Below are 16,018 nucleotides of genomic sequence, written 5' to 3'. Positions count from 1 at the left end.
CCAACGACCCCCACCATGTCAAGGTGGTGCTCTAACCAGCTGAGCTACGCGCCTGAAGAGAGCGCGCAAGTATAGCGAAATCTCGCTCCCGTTCAAGACATTTTTTCACACCGGCCGAGTCAGGCTGTTTTCCACGCCGCAAGATATTCCTTCCAGTGCTCGCCCGGCTGGGCCGCCAGCCACTCGCGGACGAAAGCGATCTCGGCGTCGTACTGCGCGCGGTCCAGCACGCCACGCATCAGCTGGAAGCGCTGGAACACGAGGAAGGTGTTCAGTACGTCGGTTTCGCAGTAATCGCGGATGCCGGCAATCTCGCCGCGCTGCCATGCACCCCATACCGCCGAACCATCCATGCCCAGCTTGCCGGGGAAACCGATCAGCTTCGCCAGATCGTCGAGCGGCGCATTGCCACGGCCCTGATACAGCGCGAGCAGGTCCATCAGATCGAGGTGGCGCGAATGGTAGCGACTGATGTAGTTGTTCCACTTGAATTCGCGCGCGTCCGGCCCGTCGCCCTCGCCCATTTCCCAATAGCGCGGCGCGGTCACGCCGTGAATCAGACCGCGGTAGTGCAGCACCGGCAGGTCGAAGCCGGCGCCGTTCCACGACACGATCTGCGGCGTCAGCTTCTCGATACCCTCGTAGAAGCGCTGGATGATCTGGCCCTCGCCGTTCTCCGGCTCGGACAGCGACCACACCTTCAGCGATTTCGCATCGCGCAGCGCGCACGAAATGACCACCACGCGCTGCAGATGCAAGGGCAGGAAATCGTGACCGACCGCGGCACGACGCTGCTGGAAGGCGAACTCGGCCACCTCGGCGTCGGACAGCTCATCGGGCAGATTGTTGAGCGCGCGGATGCCGGCGACGTCCGGAATGCTTTCGATATCGAATACGAGTACGGCGGCCATGAAAATCCCGTGATGACTTTGTGTTGTTGTTCGAATGCAGTTACTTGCGCGACCACTGCCCGCCGGACTGGATGTACCAGCCCGACTGCGCGCGCTCGATCCAGCGCTGGGCAAACGTCGAGCGGATGTCTGCCTCCCATTCCGGGTGACCGTTGGCGCGGGCGATCTCGCGGTAGAGCGCGGCGCGATCCGTGTTCTCCTGCGCGACAAGGCCCTGTACCGCCTGTCGTTGCGCCAGCGGCACTGCATTGGCATCGCGCAGCACGACGTTGCCGTCGGCCCCCAGACCGACTGCACCGGAAGCGTAATGCGGTGCAAGCTGCGTGTGCCTTGCCTGCATGCTTGACTTGATCTGGCTGATCGCCGGCGTGTTGATCTCGATATTGCCCTGCGCCCATGCCGTCGTCGCCCACATCGCACCGAGCAGGACCATGCGTTTCAGTGTGTTCATTGCTGGCTTCCTTCCGGCTGGGCCTTGCTGTCCTGTTCCTTCTTCAGCTGCCACACCTCGTCGATGATGCGGTCGGCCGCCTTCTCTGCGGCAGCGGCGGGGAAATAGATATTGATGGTGACGCACGCCGCCGACAGCGCAGCGCCCGTCAGCATCAGGCAGATCGTCCTGGTCATCGCATTCGTCATCGTGTCTCCATTCATTTGACGACCGGCTTTGCGTCGGTCACCCGCCGCAGTCGCTCGATCAACTCCGGCCAGTTGACGCGCCGATTGTAGCCAACCACGCTGAGCGCCGGGATGCCGCCACCCTCGATCAGCATGAATCCGTCGCCGCGCGGCGCGATGCCGTCCATATCGCACACCCCGTCGCGCAGCACGCAGGACAGGCCGATCCGGCGATAGCCGAAGCGCTCGAAGAAACCGAGGAAGCTGCGCTGTATCGCTGCCGCCGCACCCGGTCCGCCGAGCGCGGTGATGTTCTGCACTGCGCGCTGGCTGATCACGCGCGGATAGTCGCCCGCACTTGACCGTATGTGCGCGTCGAAGGCCACAGGCCGCCAGCGCAGCAGTTCCAGCCCCTTCACGTCGCCGTCGAGACGGCCGGTGACGCGGCCGAACTTCACGGTGTCGGTCAGCGCCTCCAGATCGATGTAACGCATCTGGAGGTCAGCAAGAACACGCGGCGTCGTCCCGAGGGGTTCGATCACGCGCAGCCCGGTGGCGGCAACGTAGCCGTCGAACACGCGGATCAGCAGTTGACCATCCAGTGAGAGCACGCCGTCGCGCCAGCTTACGTGCGGCACGCTGGCACCCAGGCTGCCGGCCATGCGGGGCAGCCCGAGCGCCTCGCTCAACGCGGGCATGGATACCGGCTCGAGGTCGAAAGACAGGTCACCGCGCCAGCGACCGTCGTCCTTCCGGAATTCGAGGAGATTGAGCCGCAGGCCGGCATCGATGACCGGAATGCGCACCGGCTGCAGCGACACCCGGTCAGCCGCCACGCTGGCCTTCAGATCGAAGGCACCGAACGGCAACCGGTCGAAGTGCGCCGACGTGACCGCTGCGTGCGGCTCGGTCGGCACATCTCGCTGCCACGGAAGAACCGCGGTCACGCCATCGAGCGACCAGCGCCCCGACTTGTCGGCGACCGCCGCATCTGCCAGACGCAGCGTCACGGCCGTCGCCCCCTGCGGGTCGAACTCGGCGACAAGATCGGCGCGACCGGACACTGCGAAGGTCGGCCAGCCGCGCGCGGCGAACAGCGGTTCGACAAAGCGCGTATTCAGCGCATCGAGATCGAACGAACGGCCCTCGACGCGCGCGCGCGTCAGCGTTGCCGGCGACCGCGCGAAGAGTGCCTCCAGGTTCAGCCGCCCCACGCCGGCCAGATCCAGCGTGCCGGCGCGCAGTTCAAGGCCGCCTGCAGTCAGCACGAAATCGCTCGCCAGCGTCGTACCGCCACCCTTCAGGTAGATGCTGTCCCACAGCAGTTCGCCCGCCCGCCAGTCAACCGAGGCGCGGCCGAGCCAGTCTTCGCCCTGCCGGGTGGCGTCAAGAGCGAGTGCGAGCGACATGCCCTCGGCGGCGCGCAGGCCGTCAGCCGACGCAAATCGTGCATCGGTCAGCAGCAGACGCGCCTCGATATGCGGCGATCGCGCGGCGCCGAAATCCTTCAGCACGGCTTCGACGTCGGCGCGACCCGCCGGCGCATAGTCCTTCAGCAAGGACTGCAGCGCAGGTTCCAGCGCGAGCAGGCGGGCGATATCGACCGCCTTGGCCTGTAGCGCCAGATGCGGGTGCGCACCCGCCAAGGCACCGCCGACAGTGACGCGCAGGTCCGGTGAAAACCGGACATTCGCGTCGAGCACCCGTTGGGCACCGCGCACCGAAAAATCGAGCGGCCACGGACCGTAGCCGCGCGCACGCAGCACACCACCGCGACAGCGCTGTTCGGGCAAGGTGGAAAAATCAGCGCAGTCGAGCTGCACCTGCTGCAGCATGCGCCCGGCAATCAACGCTCGTGCTGCACGGACGCGCGCACGGCCACCGTCCAGTGCAGTGGCCTCGACATGCACGTCTTCCAGCGTGATGGCCGACGCCGACAGCCGGTCGAAGCGAAGCTCGAAGGCGGCATCGGCAGCGAGCGGCATCGCCGCCAGCATCAGCGCAAGAAGGAAGCCCCGCAGGCGATCAGGAAGGGAAGACACCCGTGGACAGGTAGCGGTCGCCGCGGTCGCACACGATGCTGACGATGGTCGCATTCTCGACCTCGGCCGCGATGCGCAGCGCAACGACCATCGCACCGCCCGAGCTGATGCCGGCGCAGATGCCTTCTTCGCGCGCCAGGCGGCGGGTCATGTCCTCGGCGTCGTGCTGGCCGACGTACTCCAGCCGATCGACACGAGTACGGTCGTAGATCTTCGGCAGATAGGCCTCGGGCCACTTGCGGATGCCCGGAATCTGCGCTCCCTCCTCCGGCTGGCAGCCGATGATCTGGATCGCCGGGTTCCGCGATTTCAGATAGGTCGAGGTGCCCATGATGGTGCCCGTGGTGCCCATCGAACTGACGAAGTGGGTGACACGCCCTTCGGTGTCGCGCCAGATCTCCGGCCCCGTTCCTTCGATGTGCGCGCGCGGGTTGTCGCTGTTGCCGAACTGGTCGAGGATGACGCCGCGGCCTTCATCGCGCAATTTCTCGGCGGTATCGCGCGCCAGTTCCATGCTGCCTTCCTTAGCCGTCAGCACCAGTTCCGCGCCATAGGCGGCCATGCTCTGCCGGCGCTCGATGCTCTGGTTCTCGGGCATCACCAGAATCATCCTGTAGCCGCGCATCGCCGCCACCATCGCCAGCGCGATGCCGGTGTTGCCGCTGGTCGCCTCGATCAGCGTGTCGCCCGGCTTGATGTCGCCGCGCTCTTCCGCGCGCTTGATCATGGACAGCGCCGGCCTGTCCTTGACCGAACCGGCCGGGTTATTGCCTTCGAGCTTAACCAGGATGACGTTGCCGCGGCGGTCGTTGTCGGTACCCGGAATGCGCTGCAGGCGCACCAGCGGCGTATTGCCGACGAAATCTTCGAGAGTCTTGTAGTGCATGGCTGACCTGGATTCGGTGAGGCCGTCTCAGCGTGAGCCGGCCGGTTTCGGTGGCGCGCCCGCCGGCTTTGGCGGTGCGGACGATGGAGCGCCGGCTGCAGTGTCAGCCGGTGCGGCAGACGACTGGGCGGGCGCACTGCTGCCCGCCGGGCGGGGCGGCGCACCCGCCGGTCGTGCCGGCGGTGCCGATGCGGCACCCGATGTGGCGTGCGCCGCACCGCCTGCCGGACGCGGCGGTGGCGAGGAGACAGTGGATTTCGGCGCACTTCCGGCAGCAGGCCGGGCCGGCGGTACCGGCGCGTCAGGCACCGACACCGGAACGTGCGCAGGCGCCTGCGGCGGGCTGCGCCGGCGCATCAGTACGAAGGCGATCGCTGCGCTGACGGCAATGACCGCCGCGATCCACCAGGGAAAACCACCGGATGACGCCGGCGCGGCAACCGGACCTGCGGCCACGTCGGCACGCGGCGCGCCGGGTGCCGACGTGCCCGCGCCAACGATCAGCAGCGGCTTCAGTTCGGCAAAGGTCTTGTCACCGATGCCCTTCACGTTGCGCAGTTCGTCCACCGAAGCGAAGGGGCCGTTCTTCGTACGGTGCTCGATGATGGCCTGCGCGCGACTCGGCCCGACGCCGGGCAATGCGTCGAGTTCGGCTTCCGTGGCGCTGTTCAGGTCGAGCGCGGCGAACACGGGCGCGGCAAACAGGCACAGCAGCATGCAGAACAGGCGACGCATGACGACTCCCGGAAGGATGACCGTGGAAGGATACCGCTCAGGCGGCGCCGTGGCGCAGGTCGGCGGCGAGTTCGTCAAGCGCGCACACGGCAGTGCCCAGCTTGCCGACCACGATGCCGGCCGCGCGATTGGCCAGTCGCATCGCATCGACCTGCGAACAGCCGCTGGCCATCATGACCGCCATGGCGGCGATCACCGTATCGCCGGCACCACTGACGTCGTACACCTCACGCGCCAGCGCGCGCTCGTGCGTCACGCCATCGGATGCGTAAAGGCTCATACCGGCGTCGGAGCGGGTGAGCAGCAGCGCCCCCAGGCCCAGTTCGTCGCGCAACGCGGTGGCGCGGCGCGCCAGATCCTCGTCGTCAGTCCAGCTGCCGACCACTTCGCGCAGCTCGCTGCGGTTCGGCTTGAGCAGCGTGGCGCCGGCATAACGTGAATAGTCGTCGCCCTTGGGGTCGACCAGCACCGGCTTTCCGGCTGCGCGCGCGATGTCCATCATGTCTCGGATATCCGCCAGCGCGCCCTTGCCGTAGTCGGACAGAATGACCACGTCGACGTCCTTCACGCGGCGTGCGAACTCGTCGAGCTTGGCGCACAGCACTTCGCGCGCCGGCGCGCTCTCGAAGTCGATGCGCAGCAACTGCTGCTGGCGGCCGATCACGCGCAGCTTGATCGTGGTGTCGAGCTGCGGGTCCTCGTGCAGGCTGGCGAAGATGTGCGCGGCCTTCATCTGTGCGCGCAGGGTGCGACCGGCGTCGTCGGCGCCGACCACCGACAGCAGGCTCACCTTCGCCCCCAGCGCCGCGCAGTTGCGCGCCACGTTGGCGGCACCACCCGGTCTTTCCTCGACGCGGTCGATCTTGACCACCGGCACCGGCGCTTCGGGGGAGATGCGCTGCACGTCACCGAACCAGTAGCGGTCCAGCATCACGTCGCCAGCGACCAGGATGCGCGCGTTGCGGGTATCGGGAAGCGTCAGGCTCATGCGGTGCTCGATGCGTTGATCAGGGTGTCAGGTCGAATTCTTCGGTGCGCTTGGGCGGATAGGTCTCCCAGCCGCCGCAGGCCGGGCAATGCCAGTGGAACTGACGCGCCTTGAAGCCGCAGCTGTCGCAACGGTAGCGCGCAACGCGACGCGTGTGCGCGTGGATGATGTTCTTCATCAGATCGGAATCGGGGCGTGCCTCCGGCGGCAGCGTCTGCATCTGCGCCTCCAGCAGCTTGTCCAGACCGAGCAGGGTCGGATTGCGGCGCAGTTCCTCGCGTACCAGTGTCAGCGCGCCCGTCGGGCCTTCGGTGTCGAGTTCCTCCTTGAACACGACGTCGAGCAGATCGAGCGAAGCGTGCCGTTCGAGATAGCTCTTCAGCAGCGTGATGCCCTGGCGTTCGCGCCCCAGCTTGCGGTAGGCGTCGGCCATACGCGAGGCCACCAGCGCCAGATAGACCGGATTCTGCTGCTCGATGCGCTGCCAGTGCTCGATTGCCTCTTCCCACTTCTGCTCAGCGGCGGCCGCATCACCGAGCAGCATCAATGCGCGCACGCACTTGCGATGCGTGGTCAGTGCCTCGCCGAGCAGGCTTCGCGCGTCGCCCATGCGGGACTGCGCAAGCGCCTGTGTGGCGAGTTCGCACAGGAACTGCGCGATGTCCTTCTGCGCGCGGTGCGATTCGTTTTCCGGCAGCGCGCGGGCGATGTCTATCGCCTTGTGCCACTCCTTTTCCTGCTGGTAGATGTCCAGCAGGTGATGCAGGGCCTCGATATCGACAGCACTGCCACGCAGGCCGACGAATGCCTCCTCTGCGCGGTCCAGCAGTCCGGCCTTGAGAAAGTCGAGGCCCAGTTCGAGGCGCGCATTCAGCCGCTGTTCGGCACGCACGTCCTCGCGGGCGGCGAGCGCCTGATGGATCTGGATCGCACGATCGGTTTCACCACGACGGCGGAACAGATTGCCCAGCGCAAATTGCAGCTCCACCGTCTGCGGGTCCTTGCTCGTCGCCTCGATGAAGGAGTCGATGGCGCGGTCCGGCTGTTCGTTCAGCAGGAAATTCAGGCCGGCGAAATAGGAGCGCGGCAGCGCGCGCGACTCGCGCACCAGATGCCGGATGTCGATGCGCGCGGCAAGCCAGCCCAGCCCGAAGAAGAGCGGCAGGGCCAGGAGCCACCAGAGTTCGATTTCCATGTGGGAAGGGGGTCAGTCGGCGGTCGGCGATTGTCCGTCGTGCGCGGCGCGACTGCGCGCCAGCGACCACCCGGCCAATGCGCCCAGCAGGGCGCCGAAGAAGAACAGAGCGAGCAGTACGAGGGACAACTCCACGCGCCACTCGTGTCCGAAGAAGAAGCGCACCGTCACCGGATCACTGTTGCGGGCCGCGAGGCCGAGCAGCAACAGGAAGACGACGATGCGCAGCAGCCAGTTAAGTATCGCCATTGCGGCGGATTTCAGGCCACGAGGCCTGCAGTGTTCAGCGCGTTGTCGACGCGCTCGCGCAGTTCCTTGCCCGCCTTGAAATGCGGTACCCGCTTCTCCGGAACCATGACCTTCTCGCCCGACTTCGGGTTACGGCCCACGCGCGGCGGGCGATGGTTCAGCGAAAAGCTGCCGAAACCGCGGATTTCGATGCGATCGCCGCGCACCAGCGCTGCGGTCATTTCATCGAGGATCATCTTCACGGCGTAATCGGCGTCCTTGGCGACCAGTTGCGGGAAGCGGGTGGCCAACCGGGTGATCAGTTCGGATTTGGTCATGACGTATCAGATGAGCGATTTCAACCTTGCCGGGTGATGACAAGACAACGCCGCCCGCAGGCGGCGTTGTCACGTGAACACCGATCGTGCGAAACGATCAGGAGTTCTTCAGCTTCGCCTTCAGCAGCGCGCCGAGGTTGGTCGTGCCACTGCTGGCCGACGTACCCTCTGCCTGGATCTTCTGGATGGCGTCATTCTGTTCAGCCTGATCCTTCGCACGCACCGACAGCGTGATCGAACGGGTCTTGCGGTCCAGATTGACGATCATCGCCTCGACCTCGTCGCCGACGTTGAGGATGGTCGTCAGGTCTTCGACGCGGTCACGCGAAGCTTCCGAAGCGCGCAGGTAGCCTTCGACATCTTCGTTCAGCGCGATCACGGCGCCCTTGGCATCCACCGTCTTCACGGTGCCGCGCACGACGCTGTTCTTGTCGTGGGTGGCGATGAAGTTGGTGAAGGGATCTCCATCCATCTGCTTGACGCCGAGCGAGATGCGCTCGCGCTCGACATCGATCGACAGCACGACGGCCTCGACTTCGTCGCCCTTCTTGTAGTTGCGCACGGCTTCTTCGCCGGGCAGCGACCACGACAGGTCGGACAGGTGAACCAGGCCATCGATGGCGCCGGTCAGACCGATGAACACGCCAAAGTCGGTGATCGACTTGATCTGGCCACGGACCTTGTCGCCCTTCTTGTGGTTCATCGAGAAGTCTTCCCACGGATTCGGCATGCACTGCTTCATGCCCAGCGAAATCCGGCGACGGTCTTCGTCGATTTCCAGAATCATCACTTCGACCTCGTCGCCCAGCTGGACAACCTTGGTCGGGTGGATGTTCTTGTTGGTCCAGTCCATTTCGGACACGTGGACCAGGCCTTCAATGCCCTGCTCGATTTCGACGAATGCGCCGTAATCAGTCAGGTTGGTCACCTTGCCGAACAGGCGGGTGCCCTGCGGGTAGCGGCGCGAGATGCCCACCCACGGATCTTCGCCCAGCTGCTTGAGACCCAGCGACACGCGGTTCTTCTCGGCGTCGAACTTGAGCACCTTGGCTTCGACTTCGTCACCGACCGCCAGCACTTCCGACGGGTGACGCACGCGGCGCCAGGCCAGATCGGTGATGTGCAGCAGGCCGTCGATGCCACCGAGGTCGACGAACGCGCCGTAGTCGGTGATGTTCTTGACGATACCCTTGACGACGGTGCCTTCCTTGAGGTTCTCGAGCAGCTTTTCGCGCTCTTCACCGGCGGTCAGTTCGAGCACGGCGCGACGCGACACAACGACGTTGTTGCGCTTGCGGTCGAGCTTGATGACCTTGAATTCGAATTCCTTGTTCTCGTACGGCGTGGTGTCCTTGACCGGACGCAGGTCGACCAGCGAACCCGGCAGGAAGGCGCGGATGCCGTTGGTCATGACGGTCAGGCCACCCTTGACCTTGCCCGACACCAGACCCTTGACGATGGAGCCATCGCCCAGTGCCTTTTCCAGTTCGTTCCATGCGGCGATGCGCTTGGCCTTGTCGCGGGACAGGCGGGTTTCACCGTAGCCGTCCTCGAGCATTTCGATTGCAACGCTGACGTAATCGCCGGGGGCGACCGTCAGTTCACCGCGATCGGTGCGGAATTCGTCGATCGAGATATAGCTTTCCGACTTCAGGCCGGCATTGACGACGACGAAATTCTGATCCACGCGCATGACTTCGGCGGTGATGACTTCACCGGCGCGCATTTCCTGGCGCGTGAGGCTTTCCTCGAACAGCGCGGCAAAACTTTCCATGGAGTCGGACGACTGGGCAACTTGGGACATTGGCAAAAGCCGCTTGCGCGGCAACGGGTTAGGTATGAACACAGCAGGGAGCGACTTGCTCGCCCCGTGCGCCTTGGACTGCCGACGTGCATCCGGAACCATCCGGAAGCGAACACGCCATTCAGCCCGCTTTCACTTTTTCCCACGCATCCAGCACGAACTGGACGGCGGCATCAACGGTCATCGAACTGGTATCGAGCAGAATGGCGTCAGGCAATTGCACCAGTGGCGCATGTACCCGGTTGCGATCCCGCTCGTCCCGTTCCCGCAAATCTTGCGAAAGACTTTCCAGACTAGCAGAAACACCTTTTTCGATCAACTGCTTATATCGGCGTTCGGCGCGAATCTCGACACTGGCGGTCAGGAACACCTTCAGGCGCGCGTCCGGGAACACCACCGAGCCCATGTCACGGCCGTCGCCGACCAGCCCCGGCGCCTGGCGGAAGGCGCGCTGGCGCTCAAGCAGCGCCGCACGCACCGCACCATGGACCGCCACTTTCGATGCGCCGACCGAGGCCGCCTCGCTGCGCATGGCGTCCGACACCTCGTCTCCGGCCAGCCAGGTCGAGCCGTCGGCGAAGCGCACATCGAGCGCTGCAGCGAGCTTTCCGAGCGCCGGCTCATCGTCGAGCGCAACGCCAGCACGCATCGCCGCCACCGCGGTGAGGCGGTAGAGGGCACCGCTGTCCAGCAGGTGAAAGCCCAGAGCCGCCGCCACGCGCGCGGCGACCGTACCTTTGCCGGAGGCCGACGGGCCGTCTATTGCGATGACCGGAACGTCGTTCATGCGGCCACCTCCGACCAGCGCCTGAAGTAGTCGGGGAAGGTCTTGGCCACGCAGCCCGGGTCCATGATGCGCACCGGCACACCACCCAGCGTGGCGAGCGAGAAGCACATCGCCATCCGGTGATCGTCGTAGGTGTCGATAGCAGCACCCGGCGTCAGGGTCGCAGGCGGCGTGATGGCGAGATAATCGGCGCCCTCCTCCACAGAGGCGCCGAGCTTGCGCAGTTCGATCGCCATCGCGGATATGCGGTCGGTTTCCTTGACCCGCCAGCTGGCGATATTGCGCAGCCGGCTCGGGCCGTCGGCGAACAGCGCGCAAATGGCGAGTGTCATCGCGGCATCCGGAATATGGTTCAGGTCAAGGTCGAAGGCGCGCAGTCGACCGCCCTCGGGCGCGCGCGCCTCGATCCAGTTCGGCCCCATCGCCACCACGGCACCCAGCTGTTCGAGCGCCTGCGCGAAGGCGACATCGCCCTGCACCGAGTCGCGACCGACACCCTCAACCCGCACCGGACCACCGCCGATGGCGCCTGCGGCCAGGAAATATGAAGCGGATGACGCGTCCCCCTCGACGAAGCACTCGCCGGGCGACACATAGCGCGCACCGGCCGGCAGATTGATCGCCGCCCAGCCCTCGCGCTCGGCGTTGACGCCGAACTGGCGCATCAGCGCCAGCGTGATGTCGACGTAGGGCTTGGAAATCAGTTCGCCCTCGACCTCGATGCGCAGCGCACGGCCCGTCAGCGGCAAAGCCATCAGCAGGCCGGTCAGGAACTGGCTGGACACGTCGCCGCGGACGCGCACCACCGGTACGTCATTGATCTGCGCCGGGTGGATGCGCAAGGGCGGAAAGCCGTCGTTGCCCTCGTAGTCGATACGCGCACCGACCTGACGCAGCGCATCGACCAGATCACCGATCGGCCGCTCGTGCATGCGCGGCACACCGTGCAGGCGGTACTCGCCGCCCATCAACGCCAGCACAGCGGTGAGCGGACGGAAGGCGGTACCGGCATTGCCGAGGAAAAGGTCTGCCTTCTTGACCGGGAAGCGCCCACCGGTGCCGCTGATGACGTAGTCGTCGCCACCGGCGTGGCGCCAGTCAACGGCAAGTGTACGCAGCGCATCGAGCATGCGGTCGACATCGTCCGACGACAGCAGGTCGTGCAGCAGCGTGTCGCCCTCGGCCAGTGCGGCCAGCAGCAACGCGCGATTGGAAATGCTCTTGGAGCCCGGAAGCCGCAGCGTGCCACGGGCGGACGAAGCGGGCGGAAGGTCGAGAAATTCGGTTTTCATCGTGTTCGGGCGGCGCCCATGCGCCTCGTGTTGTGTTCAGCCCTGGCGTTGCGCCCAGGCGGTACGTGCTTCACGCGCGGTCCCTATCAACGCCTCGAGGCCGACGGCATCGCCGGATTCGATCAGCGCGCGGTAGCGTGCAAGTTCGGTTTCGTAGGCGCTCAGTTCGGTCAGCAGCGCCTCGCGGTTGGCGAAAAAGATGTCGCGCCACATCTCCGGATGGCTGCCGGCGATGCGCGTGAAATCGCGAAAGCCACCACCCGCCAGATTGAAGATCTCTTCAGCGTTTGGACGCGCAGCCAGTTCCGACACCAGGGCGAAGGACAGCAGATGCGGCAGGTGGCTGACCGACGCCAGCCAGCGATCGTGGTGCTCCGGCGTAGTGACCGTCAGCAGCGCGCCGCAGGCCAGCCAGGCCTGGCGTACCAGTTCGATGGCAGCGCCGCCGTTCTCGGCGAGCGGTGTCAGCACCACGCGGCGCCGGTCGTACAGATCGGCGCGTGCCGCCTGCGGTCCGCTCTTCTCGGCACCGGCGATCGGATGTCCGGGGACGAACTGACCCACGCGCTCGCCGAAGCAGCGGCGGGCCGACGCCACGACGTCACCCTTAGTGCTTCCGGCGTCGGTGACCACTGTGTGCGCCGGCAGATGCGGCAGCATCGCCGACATGACGGCGTCCATCTGGCCGACCGGCATCGCCAGCAGCACCAGGTCGGCGCCCGCGAGCGCAGCGGCCCAGTCGGATTCCGCTCGATCGATCAAGCCAAGTTCGAGCGCCTCGCGCTTGCTGTCCGCGCTGCGGCCGACACCGACGATCTCTCCCACCTGGCCGGCACGGCGCAGCGCAGCGGCGAAGGAGCCGCCGATCAGGCCGACGCCAACGACGACCAGACGTCCGATCAGCGGTGCGCTCACGCCAACGCCTTCTTCAGTGCGTCGATGAAGCGCGCGTTCTCGGTTTCCAGTCCGATCGACACCCGCAGCCACTCGGGCATCGCGTAGCCGGCGATCGGCCGCACGATGACGCCTTGCTCCAGCAGCCGGCGATTGACCGCCGCACCGTCACCGGCGCGGAAAGCGATGAAGTTGCCGTAGGAGCGGATGTAGCCGATGCCGACCGCGTCGAAGAAGGTTTCCATCTGCTTCAGGCCGGCCGCGTTCAGTTCGGCCGAGCGGCGCACAAAGCCCCGGTCCGCCAATGCGGCGACGGCTGCCGCCAGACCGACGTTGGTGACGTTGAAGGGCTGGCGCACGCGATTGAGCAGATCGATCACATCGGGCTGACCGATGCCGTAGCCGACGCGCAGACCGGCCAGGCCGTAGGCCTTGGAGAAGGTGCGCGACACCAGCAGGTTCGGGTAACGGTCAAGCCAGCGCGCGCTGTCGTAAGCCAGATGCGCCGGCAGGTACTCGCTGTAGGCCTCGTCCAGCACCACCAGCACGTCGCGCGGCACGGCCGCGACGAACCGCTCCAGCACGCCGGCCTCGATAAAGGTACCGGTCGGATTGTTAGGGTTGGCGATGAACACGACGCGCGTGTCGTCGCGGATTGCCGCGCGCATTGCGTCGAGGTCACAACCATAGTCGAGCGCCGGCACCTCGATGCCGATGGCGCCCGCCGCCAGCGTCGCCAGCGGATAGACGGCGAAGGCGTGCTTCGAATAGACGGCGCTGCTGCCTGGGCCGAGCAGCGCGCGTGCGACCATTTCGAGAATGTCGTTCGAACCGTTGCCAAGCACGATCTGGTTCATCGCGACATCGTGATGCCGGGAAACCGCCTGTTTAAGGTCGAAACCGTTGCCGTCCGGGTAGCGCGGCACGTCGGCAATCGCCGCCAGCGCGGCCGCCCGAGCCTTGTCGCTCATGCCCAGCGGATTCTCGTTGGACGCCAGCTTGACGATGCCTGCCTCGTCCAGCCCCATTTCGCGGGCCAGTTCGGAAATCGGCTTGCCCGGCTGGTAAGGGGAAATCGAACGGATGTGCGCCGCAGCGCGGTCGAAGACGCTCATGAACTGCTCACGGAAACGGGGTAGGAACCGAGTACCTTCAACGATCCGGCCTCGGCACGGATGCGTGAGAGTGCTTCGCTCACCGCAGGTTCGCTCTGGTGACCTTCGATATCGACATAGAAGACGTACTGCCAGCCACCGTTGCCGAAGCCCCGCACCGGGCGCGACTGCAGCTTGGTCATGCTGACGCCCTGCTCGGCCAGCGGTTGCAGCAGGCGCACGACCGCGCCCGACTTGTTCTGCACGGTGAAGATCATCGAGGTCTTGTCACGACCGGACGGGCCGGCATCGTGTTCGCCGATCACCAGGAAGCGGGTCGTATTGGCGGGATCGTCCTCGATGTTCGCCGCCAGTATCTTCAGGCCATATGCAGCCGCAGCCGCTTCACCGGCGATCGCCGCGGCACGCTCTTCCTCTGACGCACGGATCGCCGCCTCGGCATTGCTGGCCACCGCGATGACCGGTACGCCCGGCAGGTTGCGGTTCAGCCACTCGTGGCACTGCGCCAGCGACTGCGCGTGCGAATAGACGCAGCGGATGTCCTTCAGAGAGGTATCGCGCGTCATCAGGTTCTGCTCGACACGCAGCATCACCTCGCCGCACACCATCTGTGTCGTGCTGAGCAGCATGTCCAGCGTGCGACCGACCGCGCCCTCGGTCGAATTCTCGACCGGCACGACGCCGTAGGACGCGTTGCCCGACTCGACAGCACGGAACACATCGTCGATCGTGGCGTGCGGCAGGAAGGTCGGAGCGGAACCGAAATGGCGACGCGCCGCGCTCTCAGAGAAGGTGCCGACCGGTCCGAGAAAGGCGACGGTCAGCGGCTGTTCCAGCGCCAGACAGACCGACATGATTTCGCGGAACACCGTCTTCACCGCCTGCGGCGGCAGCGGGCCCGGATTGTCGTCTGCCAGCCGGCGCAGCACCTGCGCCTCGCGTTCCGGGCGGTAGATGTTGCCGTGCTTGATTTCGCCGATGCGGTGCGCGTGGCGTGCCCGCTCGGAAATGAGCTGCAGCACCTGGGTATCGATCGCATCGATGGCGTCGCGCAGTTTCAGTAGTTCGTCGTTCGAGCTCGGATCGGAGGCCATCATTCAACCGTGTCTGCGTTCAAATTCAGTCATGTATTCAGCCAGCTCGCGCGCGCCGTCGAGCGGCATCGCGTTGTAGAGCGACGCGCGTATGCCGCCGGTCGCGCGATGACCCTTCAGGTTCAGCAGGCCACGGCGGCGCGCACCGTCGAGAAAGCGCGTTTCCAGTCGCGGCTCGCGCAGGAAGAAGGGCACGTTCATGCGCGAGCGCGAGGCGGGCTGGATACGGTTCGTGTACAGCCGGGAGGCGTTCAGCACGTCGTAGATGCATCGGGCCTTGGCCGCGCTGCGGCGCGCCATCTCGGCGACGCCGCCCTCCTTCTTCACATACTCGAACACCAGCCCCGCCACCCAGATGGCGAAGGCTGCAGGTGTGTTGTACATCGAATCCCACTCGACGTGCCGCGCGTAGTTCATCACCGACGGTACGCCGCTGCGGACGCGGCCAAGCAGGTCGTCACGGATGATGACGATGGCCAGGCCGGCCGGGCCGATGTTCTTCTGCGCACCGGCATAGATCAGGCCGAAACGCGCGACGTCCAGCGGCTGCGACAGGATGTTGGACGACATGTCGGCCACCAGCGGCACGTCTCCGGTGTCCGGATAGTCGGCGAACTCGACGCCGCCTATCGTTTCGTTGGCGCAGATGTGTACATAGGCCGCCGCCGGGTCGAGCTGCCAGCCGGCGCGCTCGGGCACGCGGTCGAACTCGCTGGCCGCGGCACTCGCCGCGATGCGCACGTTCACCAGCGAACTTGCCTCGGCCATCGCCTTGTCCGACCAGTAGCCGGTGTGGATGTAATCCGCACTCTGACCCGGTTGGGCAAGGTTCAGCGGCACCATCGCGAAATGCGGCGTAGCGCCGCCGTGCAGGAACAGGATGTGGTGCGAGGCCGGCACCCCGAGCAGTTCGCGCAGGTCGGCCTTGGCGCGGGCGTGGATCTCGGCAAAGTGCTCGCTGCGATGCCCCAGCTCCATCGCCGAATAGCCTTCGCCGCGGAAGTTCTGCCACTCGCGCGCGATACGTTCGATCACCGCGTCCGGCATCATGGCCGGACCGGCGCCGAAGTTGTATGCGCGCGCACGCATCG

General features: G+C 65.8%; 17 protein-coding genes. All 17 read right to left on the bottom strand.

Annotated features, from left to right (window positions below):
* Positions 1 to 119: 119 nt before the first annotated feature.
* The 17 genes from IV112_RS20920 to serC all read right to left on the bottom strand — a co-directional run bounded on the left by IV112_RS20920 (position 120) and on the right by serC (position 16,016).
* Complete coding sequence (locus IV112_RS20920) at positions 120 to 911, bottom strand: 3'-5' exonuclease (protein ID WP_304007000.1); 792 nt, start codon at positions 909 to 911, stop codon at positions 120 to 122.
* Between the two features lie 40 nt (positions 912 to 951).
* Positions 952 to 1,362 carry a YdbL family protein gene (locus IV112_RS20915; protein ID WP_304006998.1) on the bottom strand — a complete coding sequence of 137 codons (411 nt, stop codon included), beginning with the start codon at positions 1,360 to 1,362 and terminating at the stop codon, positions 952 to 954.
* Entirely contained in the window at positions 1,359 to 1,538 is a 180-nt protein-coding gene (locus IV112_RS20910) for a hypothetical protein (RefSeq protein WP_051091699.1), read from the bottom strand. Before IV112_RS20910 ends, IV112_RS20915 begins: the two co-directional genes overlap by 4 nt.
* A 23-nt stretch (positions 1,539 to 1,561) precedes the next feature.
* Positions 1,562 to 3,571 (bottom strand): hypothetical protein, encoded by a 2,010-nt coding sequence (locus IV112_RS20905; RefSeq protein WP_304006995.1) that lies wholly within the window; start codon positions 3,569 to 3,571, stop codon positions 1,562 to 1,564.
* On the bottom strand, positions 3,555 to 4,457 hold the full coding sequence (gene cysM / locus IV112_RS20900) for a cysteine synthase CysM (protein WP_304006993.1): 903 nt from the start codon (positions 4,455 to 4,457) through the stop codon (positions 3,555 to 3,557). The genes IV112_RS20905 and cysM overlap by 17 nt, the downstream gene beginning before the upstream one ends.
* A gap of 27 nt (positions 4,458 to 4,484) precedes the next feature.
* Positions 4,485 to 5,192 carry a ComEA family DNA-binding protein gene (locus tag IV112_RS20895; protein WP_304006991.1) on the bottom strand — a complete coding sequence of 236 codons (708 nt, stop codon included), beginning with the start codon at positions 5,190 to 5,192 and terminating at the stop codon, positions 4,485 to 4,487.
* A gap of 37 nt (positions 5,193 to 5,229) precedes the next feature.
* Positions 5,230 to 6,180 (bottom strand): D-glycero-beta-D-manno-heptose-7-phosphate kinase, encoded by a 951-nt coding sequence (rfaE1, locus tag IV112_RS20890; RefSeq protein WP_304006990.1) that lies wholly within the window; start codon positions 6,178 to 6,180, stop codon positions 5,230 to 5,232.
* Between the two features lie 19 nt (positions 6,181 to 6,199).
* Complete coding sequence (gene lapB / locus IV112_RS20885) at positions 6,200 to 7,375, bottom strand: lipopolysaccharide assembly protein LapB (protein ID WP_304006988.1); 1,176 nt, start codon at positions 7,373 to 7,375, stop codon at positions 6,200 to 6,202.
* A gap of 12 nt (positions 7,376 to 7,387) precedes the next feature.
* Positions 7,388 to 7,624: a LapA family protein gene (locus IV112_RS20880; RefSeq protein ID WP_020163942.1), complete on the bottom strand. Its 237-nt coding sequence runs from the start codon at positions 7,622 to 7,624 to the stop codon at positions 7,388 to 7,390.
* Positions 7,625 to 7,635: 11 nt separating this feature from the next.
* Entirely contained in the window at positions 7,636 to 7,941 is a 306-nt protein-coding gene (locus tag IV112_RS20875; protein ID WP_019919106.1) for an integration host factor subunit beta, read from the bottom strand.
* A gap of 97 nt (positions 7,942 to 8,038) precedes the next feature.
* Positions 8,039 to 9,745: a 30S ribosomal protein S1 gene (gene rpsA / locus IV112_RS20870; protein WP_024300568.1), complete on the bottom strand. Its 1,707-nt coding sequence runs from the start codon at positions 9,743 to 9,745 to the stop codon at positions 8,039 to 8,041.
* A 121-nt stretch (positions 9,746 to 9,866) separates the two neighbouring features.
* A complete protein-coding gene (cmk, locus tag IV112_RS20865) occupies positions 9,867 to 10,532 on the bottom strand; it encodes a (d)CMP kinase (protein ID WP_304006987.1) in 666 nt (221 codons plus the stop codon).
* The gene (gene aroA / locus IV112_RS20860) at positions 10,529 to 11,824 is read right to left on the bottom strand and encodes a 3-phosphoshikimate 1-carboxyvinyltransferase (protein ID WP_304006986.1); all 1,296 of its coding nucleotides are present in this window, start codon (positions 11,822 to 11,824) and stop codon (positions 10,529 to 10,531) included. Before aroA ends, cmk begins: the two co-directional genes overlap by 4 nt.
* 36 nt (positions 11,825 to 11,860) lie before the next feature.
* The gene (locus IV112_RS20855; RefSeq protein ID WP_304006984.1) at positions 11,861 to 12,739 is read right to left on the bottom strand and encodes a prephenate dehydrogenase; all 879 of its coding nucleotides are present in this window, start codon (positions 12,737 to 12,739) and stop codon (positions 11,861 to 11,863) included.
* Positions 12,736 to 13,833, bottom strand: coding sequence for a histidinol-phosphate transaminase (hisC, locus tag IV112_RS20850; protein ID WP_304006982.1), 1,098 nt, complete (start codon positions 13,831 to 13,833; stop codon positions 12,736 to 12,738). The genes IV112_RS20855 and hisC overlap by 4 nt, the downstream gene beginning before the upstream one ends.
* A complete protein-coding gene (pheA, locus tag IV112_RS20845; protein WP_304006980.1) occupies positions 13,830 to 14,930 on the bottom strand; it encodes a prephenate dehydratase in 1,101 nt (366 codons plus the stop codon). Before pheA ends, hisC begins: the two co-directional genes overlap by 4 nt.
* On the bottom strand, positions 14,931 to 16,016 hold the full coding sequence (serC, locus tag IV112_RS20840; protein WP_304006978.1) for a 3-phosphoserine/phosphohydroxythreonine transaminase: 1,086 nt from the start codon (positions 16,014 to 16,016) through the stop codon (positions 14,931 to 14,933).
* Between the last annotated feature and the right edge of the window lie 2 nt (positions 16,017 to 16,018).

The organism is Methyloversatilis discipulorum, from assembly GCF_018780585.1.
GTDB lineage: Bacteria > Pseudomonadota > Gammaproteobacteria > Burkholderiales > Rhodocyclaceae > Methyloversatilis > Methyloversatilis discipulorum_B.
This window is presented reverse-complemented; position numbering and strand designations above follow the sequence as displayed.

What these genes read in the sequence shown, in the direction of transcription:
- rfaE1 (WP_304006990.1), bottom strand. Translation starts at nt 6,180, where the DNA reads ATGAGCCTGACGCTTCCCGATACCCGCAACGCGCGCATCCTGGTCGCT.
- IV112_RS20920 (WP_304007000.1), bottom strand. Translation starts at nt 911, where the DNA reads ATGGCCGCCGTACTCGTATTCGATATCGAAAGCATTCCGGACGTCGCC.
- IV112_RS20910 (WP_051091699.1), bottom strand. Translation starts at nt 1,538, where the DNA reads ATGACCAGGACGATCTGCCTGATGCTGACGGGCGCTGCGCTGTCGGCG.
- aroA (WP_304006986.1), bottom strand. Translation starts at nt 11,824, where the DNA reads ATGAAAACCGAATTTCTCGACCTTCCGCCCGCTTCGTCCGCCCGTGGC.
- pheA (WP_304006980.1), bottom strand. Translation starts at nt 14,930, where the DNA reads ATGATGGCCTCCGATCCGAGCTCGAACGACGAACTACTGAAACTGCGC.
- cysM (WP_304006993.1), bottom strand. Translation starts at nt 4,457, where the DNA reads ATGCACTACAAGACTCTCGAAGATTTCGTCGGCAATACGCCGCTGGTG.
- IV112_RS20895 (WP_304006991.1), bottom strand. Translation starts at nt 5,192, where the DNA reads ATGCGTCGCCTGTTCTGCATGCTGCTGTGCCTGTTTGCCGCGCCCGTG.
- lapB (WP_304006988.1), bottom strand. Translation starts at nt 7,375, where the DNA reads ATGGAAATCGAACTCTGGTGGCTCCTGGCCCTGCCGCTCTTCTTCGGG.
- cmk (WP_304006987.1), bottom strand. Translation starts at nt 10,532, where the DNA reads ATGAACGACGTTCCGGTCATCGCAATAGACGGCCCGTCGGCCTCCGGC.
- rpsA (WP_024300568.1), bottom strand. Translation starts at nt 9,745, where the DNA reads ATGTCCCAAGTTGCCCAGTCGTCCGACTCCATGGAAAGTTTTGCCGCG.
- hisC (WP_304006982.1), bottom strand. Translation starts at nt 13,833, where the DNA reads ATGAGCGTCTTCGACCGCGCTGCGGCGCACATCCGTTCGATTTCCCCT.
- serC (WP_304006978.1), bottom strand. Translation starts at nt 16,016, where the DNA reads ATGCGTGCGCGCGCATACAACTTCGGCGCCGGTCCGGCCATGATGCCG.
- IV112_RS20880 (WP_020163942.1), bottom strand. Translation starts at nt 7,624, where the DNA reads ATGGCGATACTTAACTGGCTGCTGCGCATCGTCGTCTTCCTGTTGCTG.
- IV112_RS20875 (WP_019919106.1), bottom strand. Translation starts at nt 7,941, where the DNA reads ATGACCAAATCCGAACTGATCACCCGGTTGGCCACCCGCTTCCCGCAA.
- IV112_RS20915 (WP_304006998.1), bottom strand. Translation starts at nt 1,362, where the DNA reads ATGAACACACTGAAACGCATGGTCCTGCTCGGTGCGATGTGGGCGACG.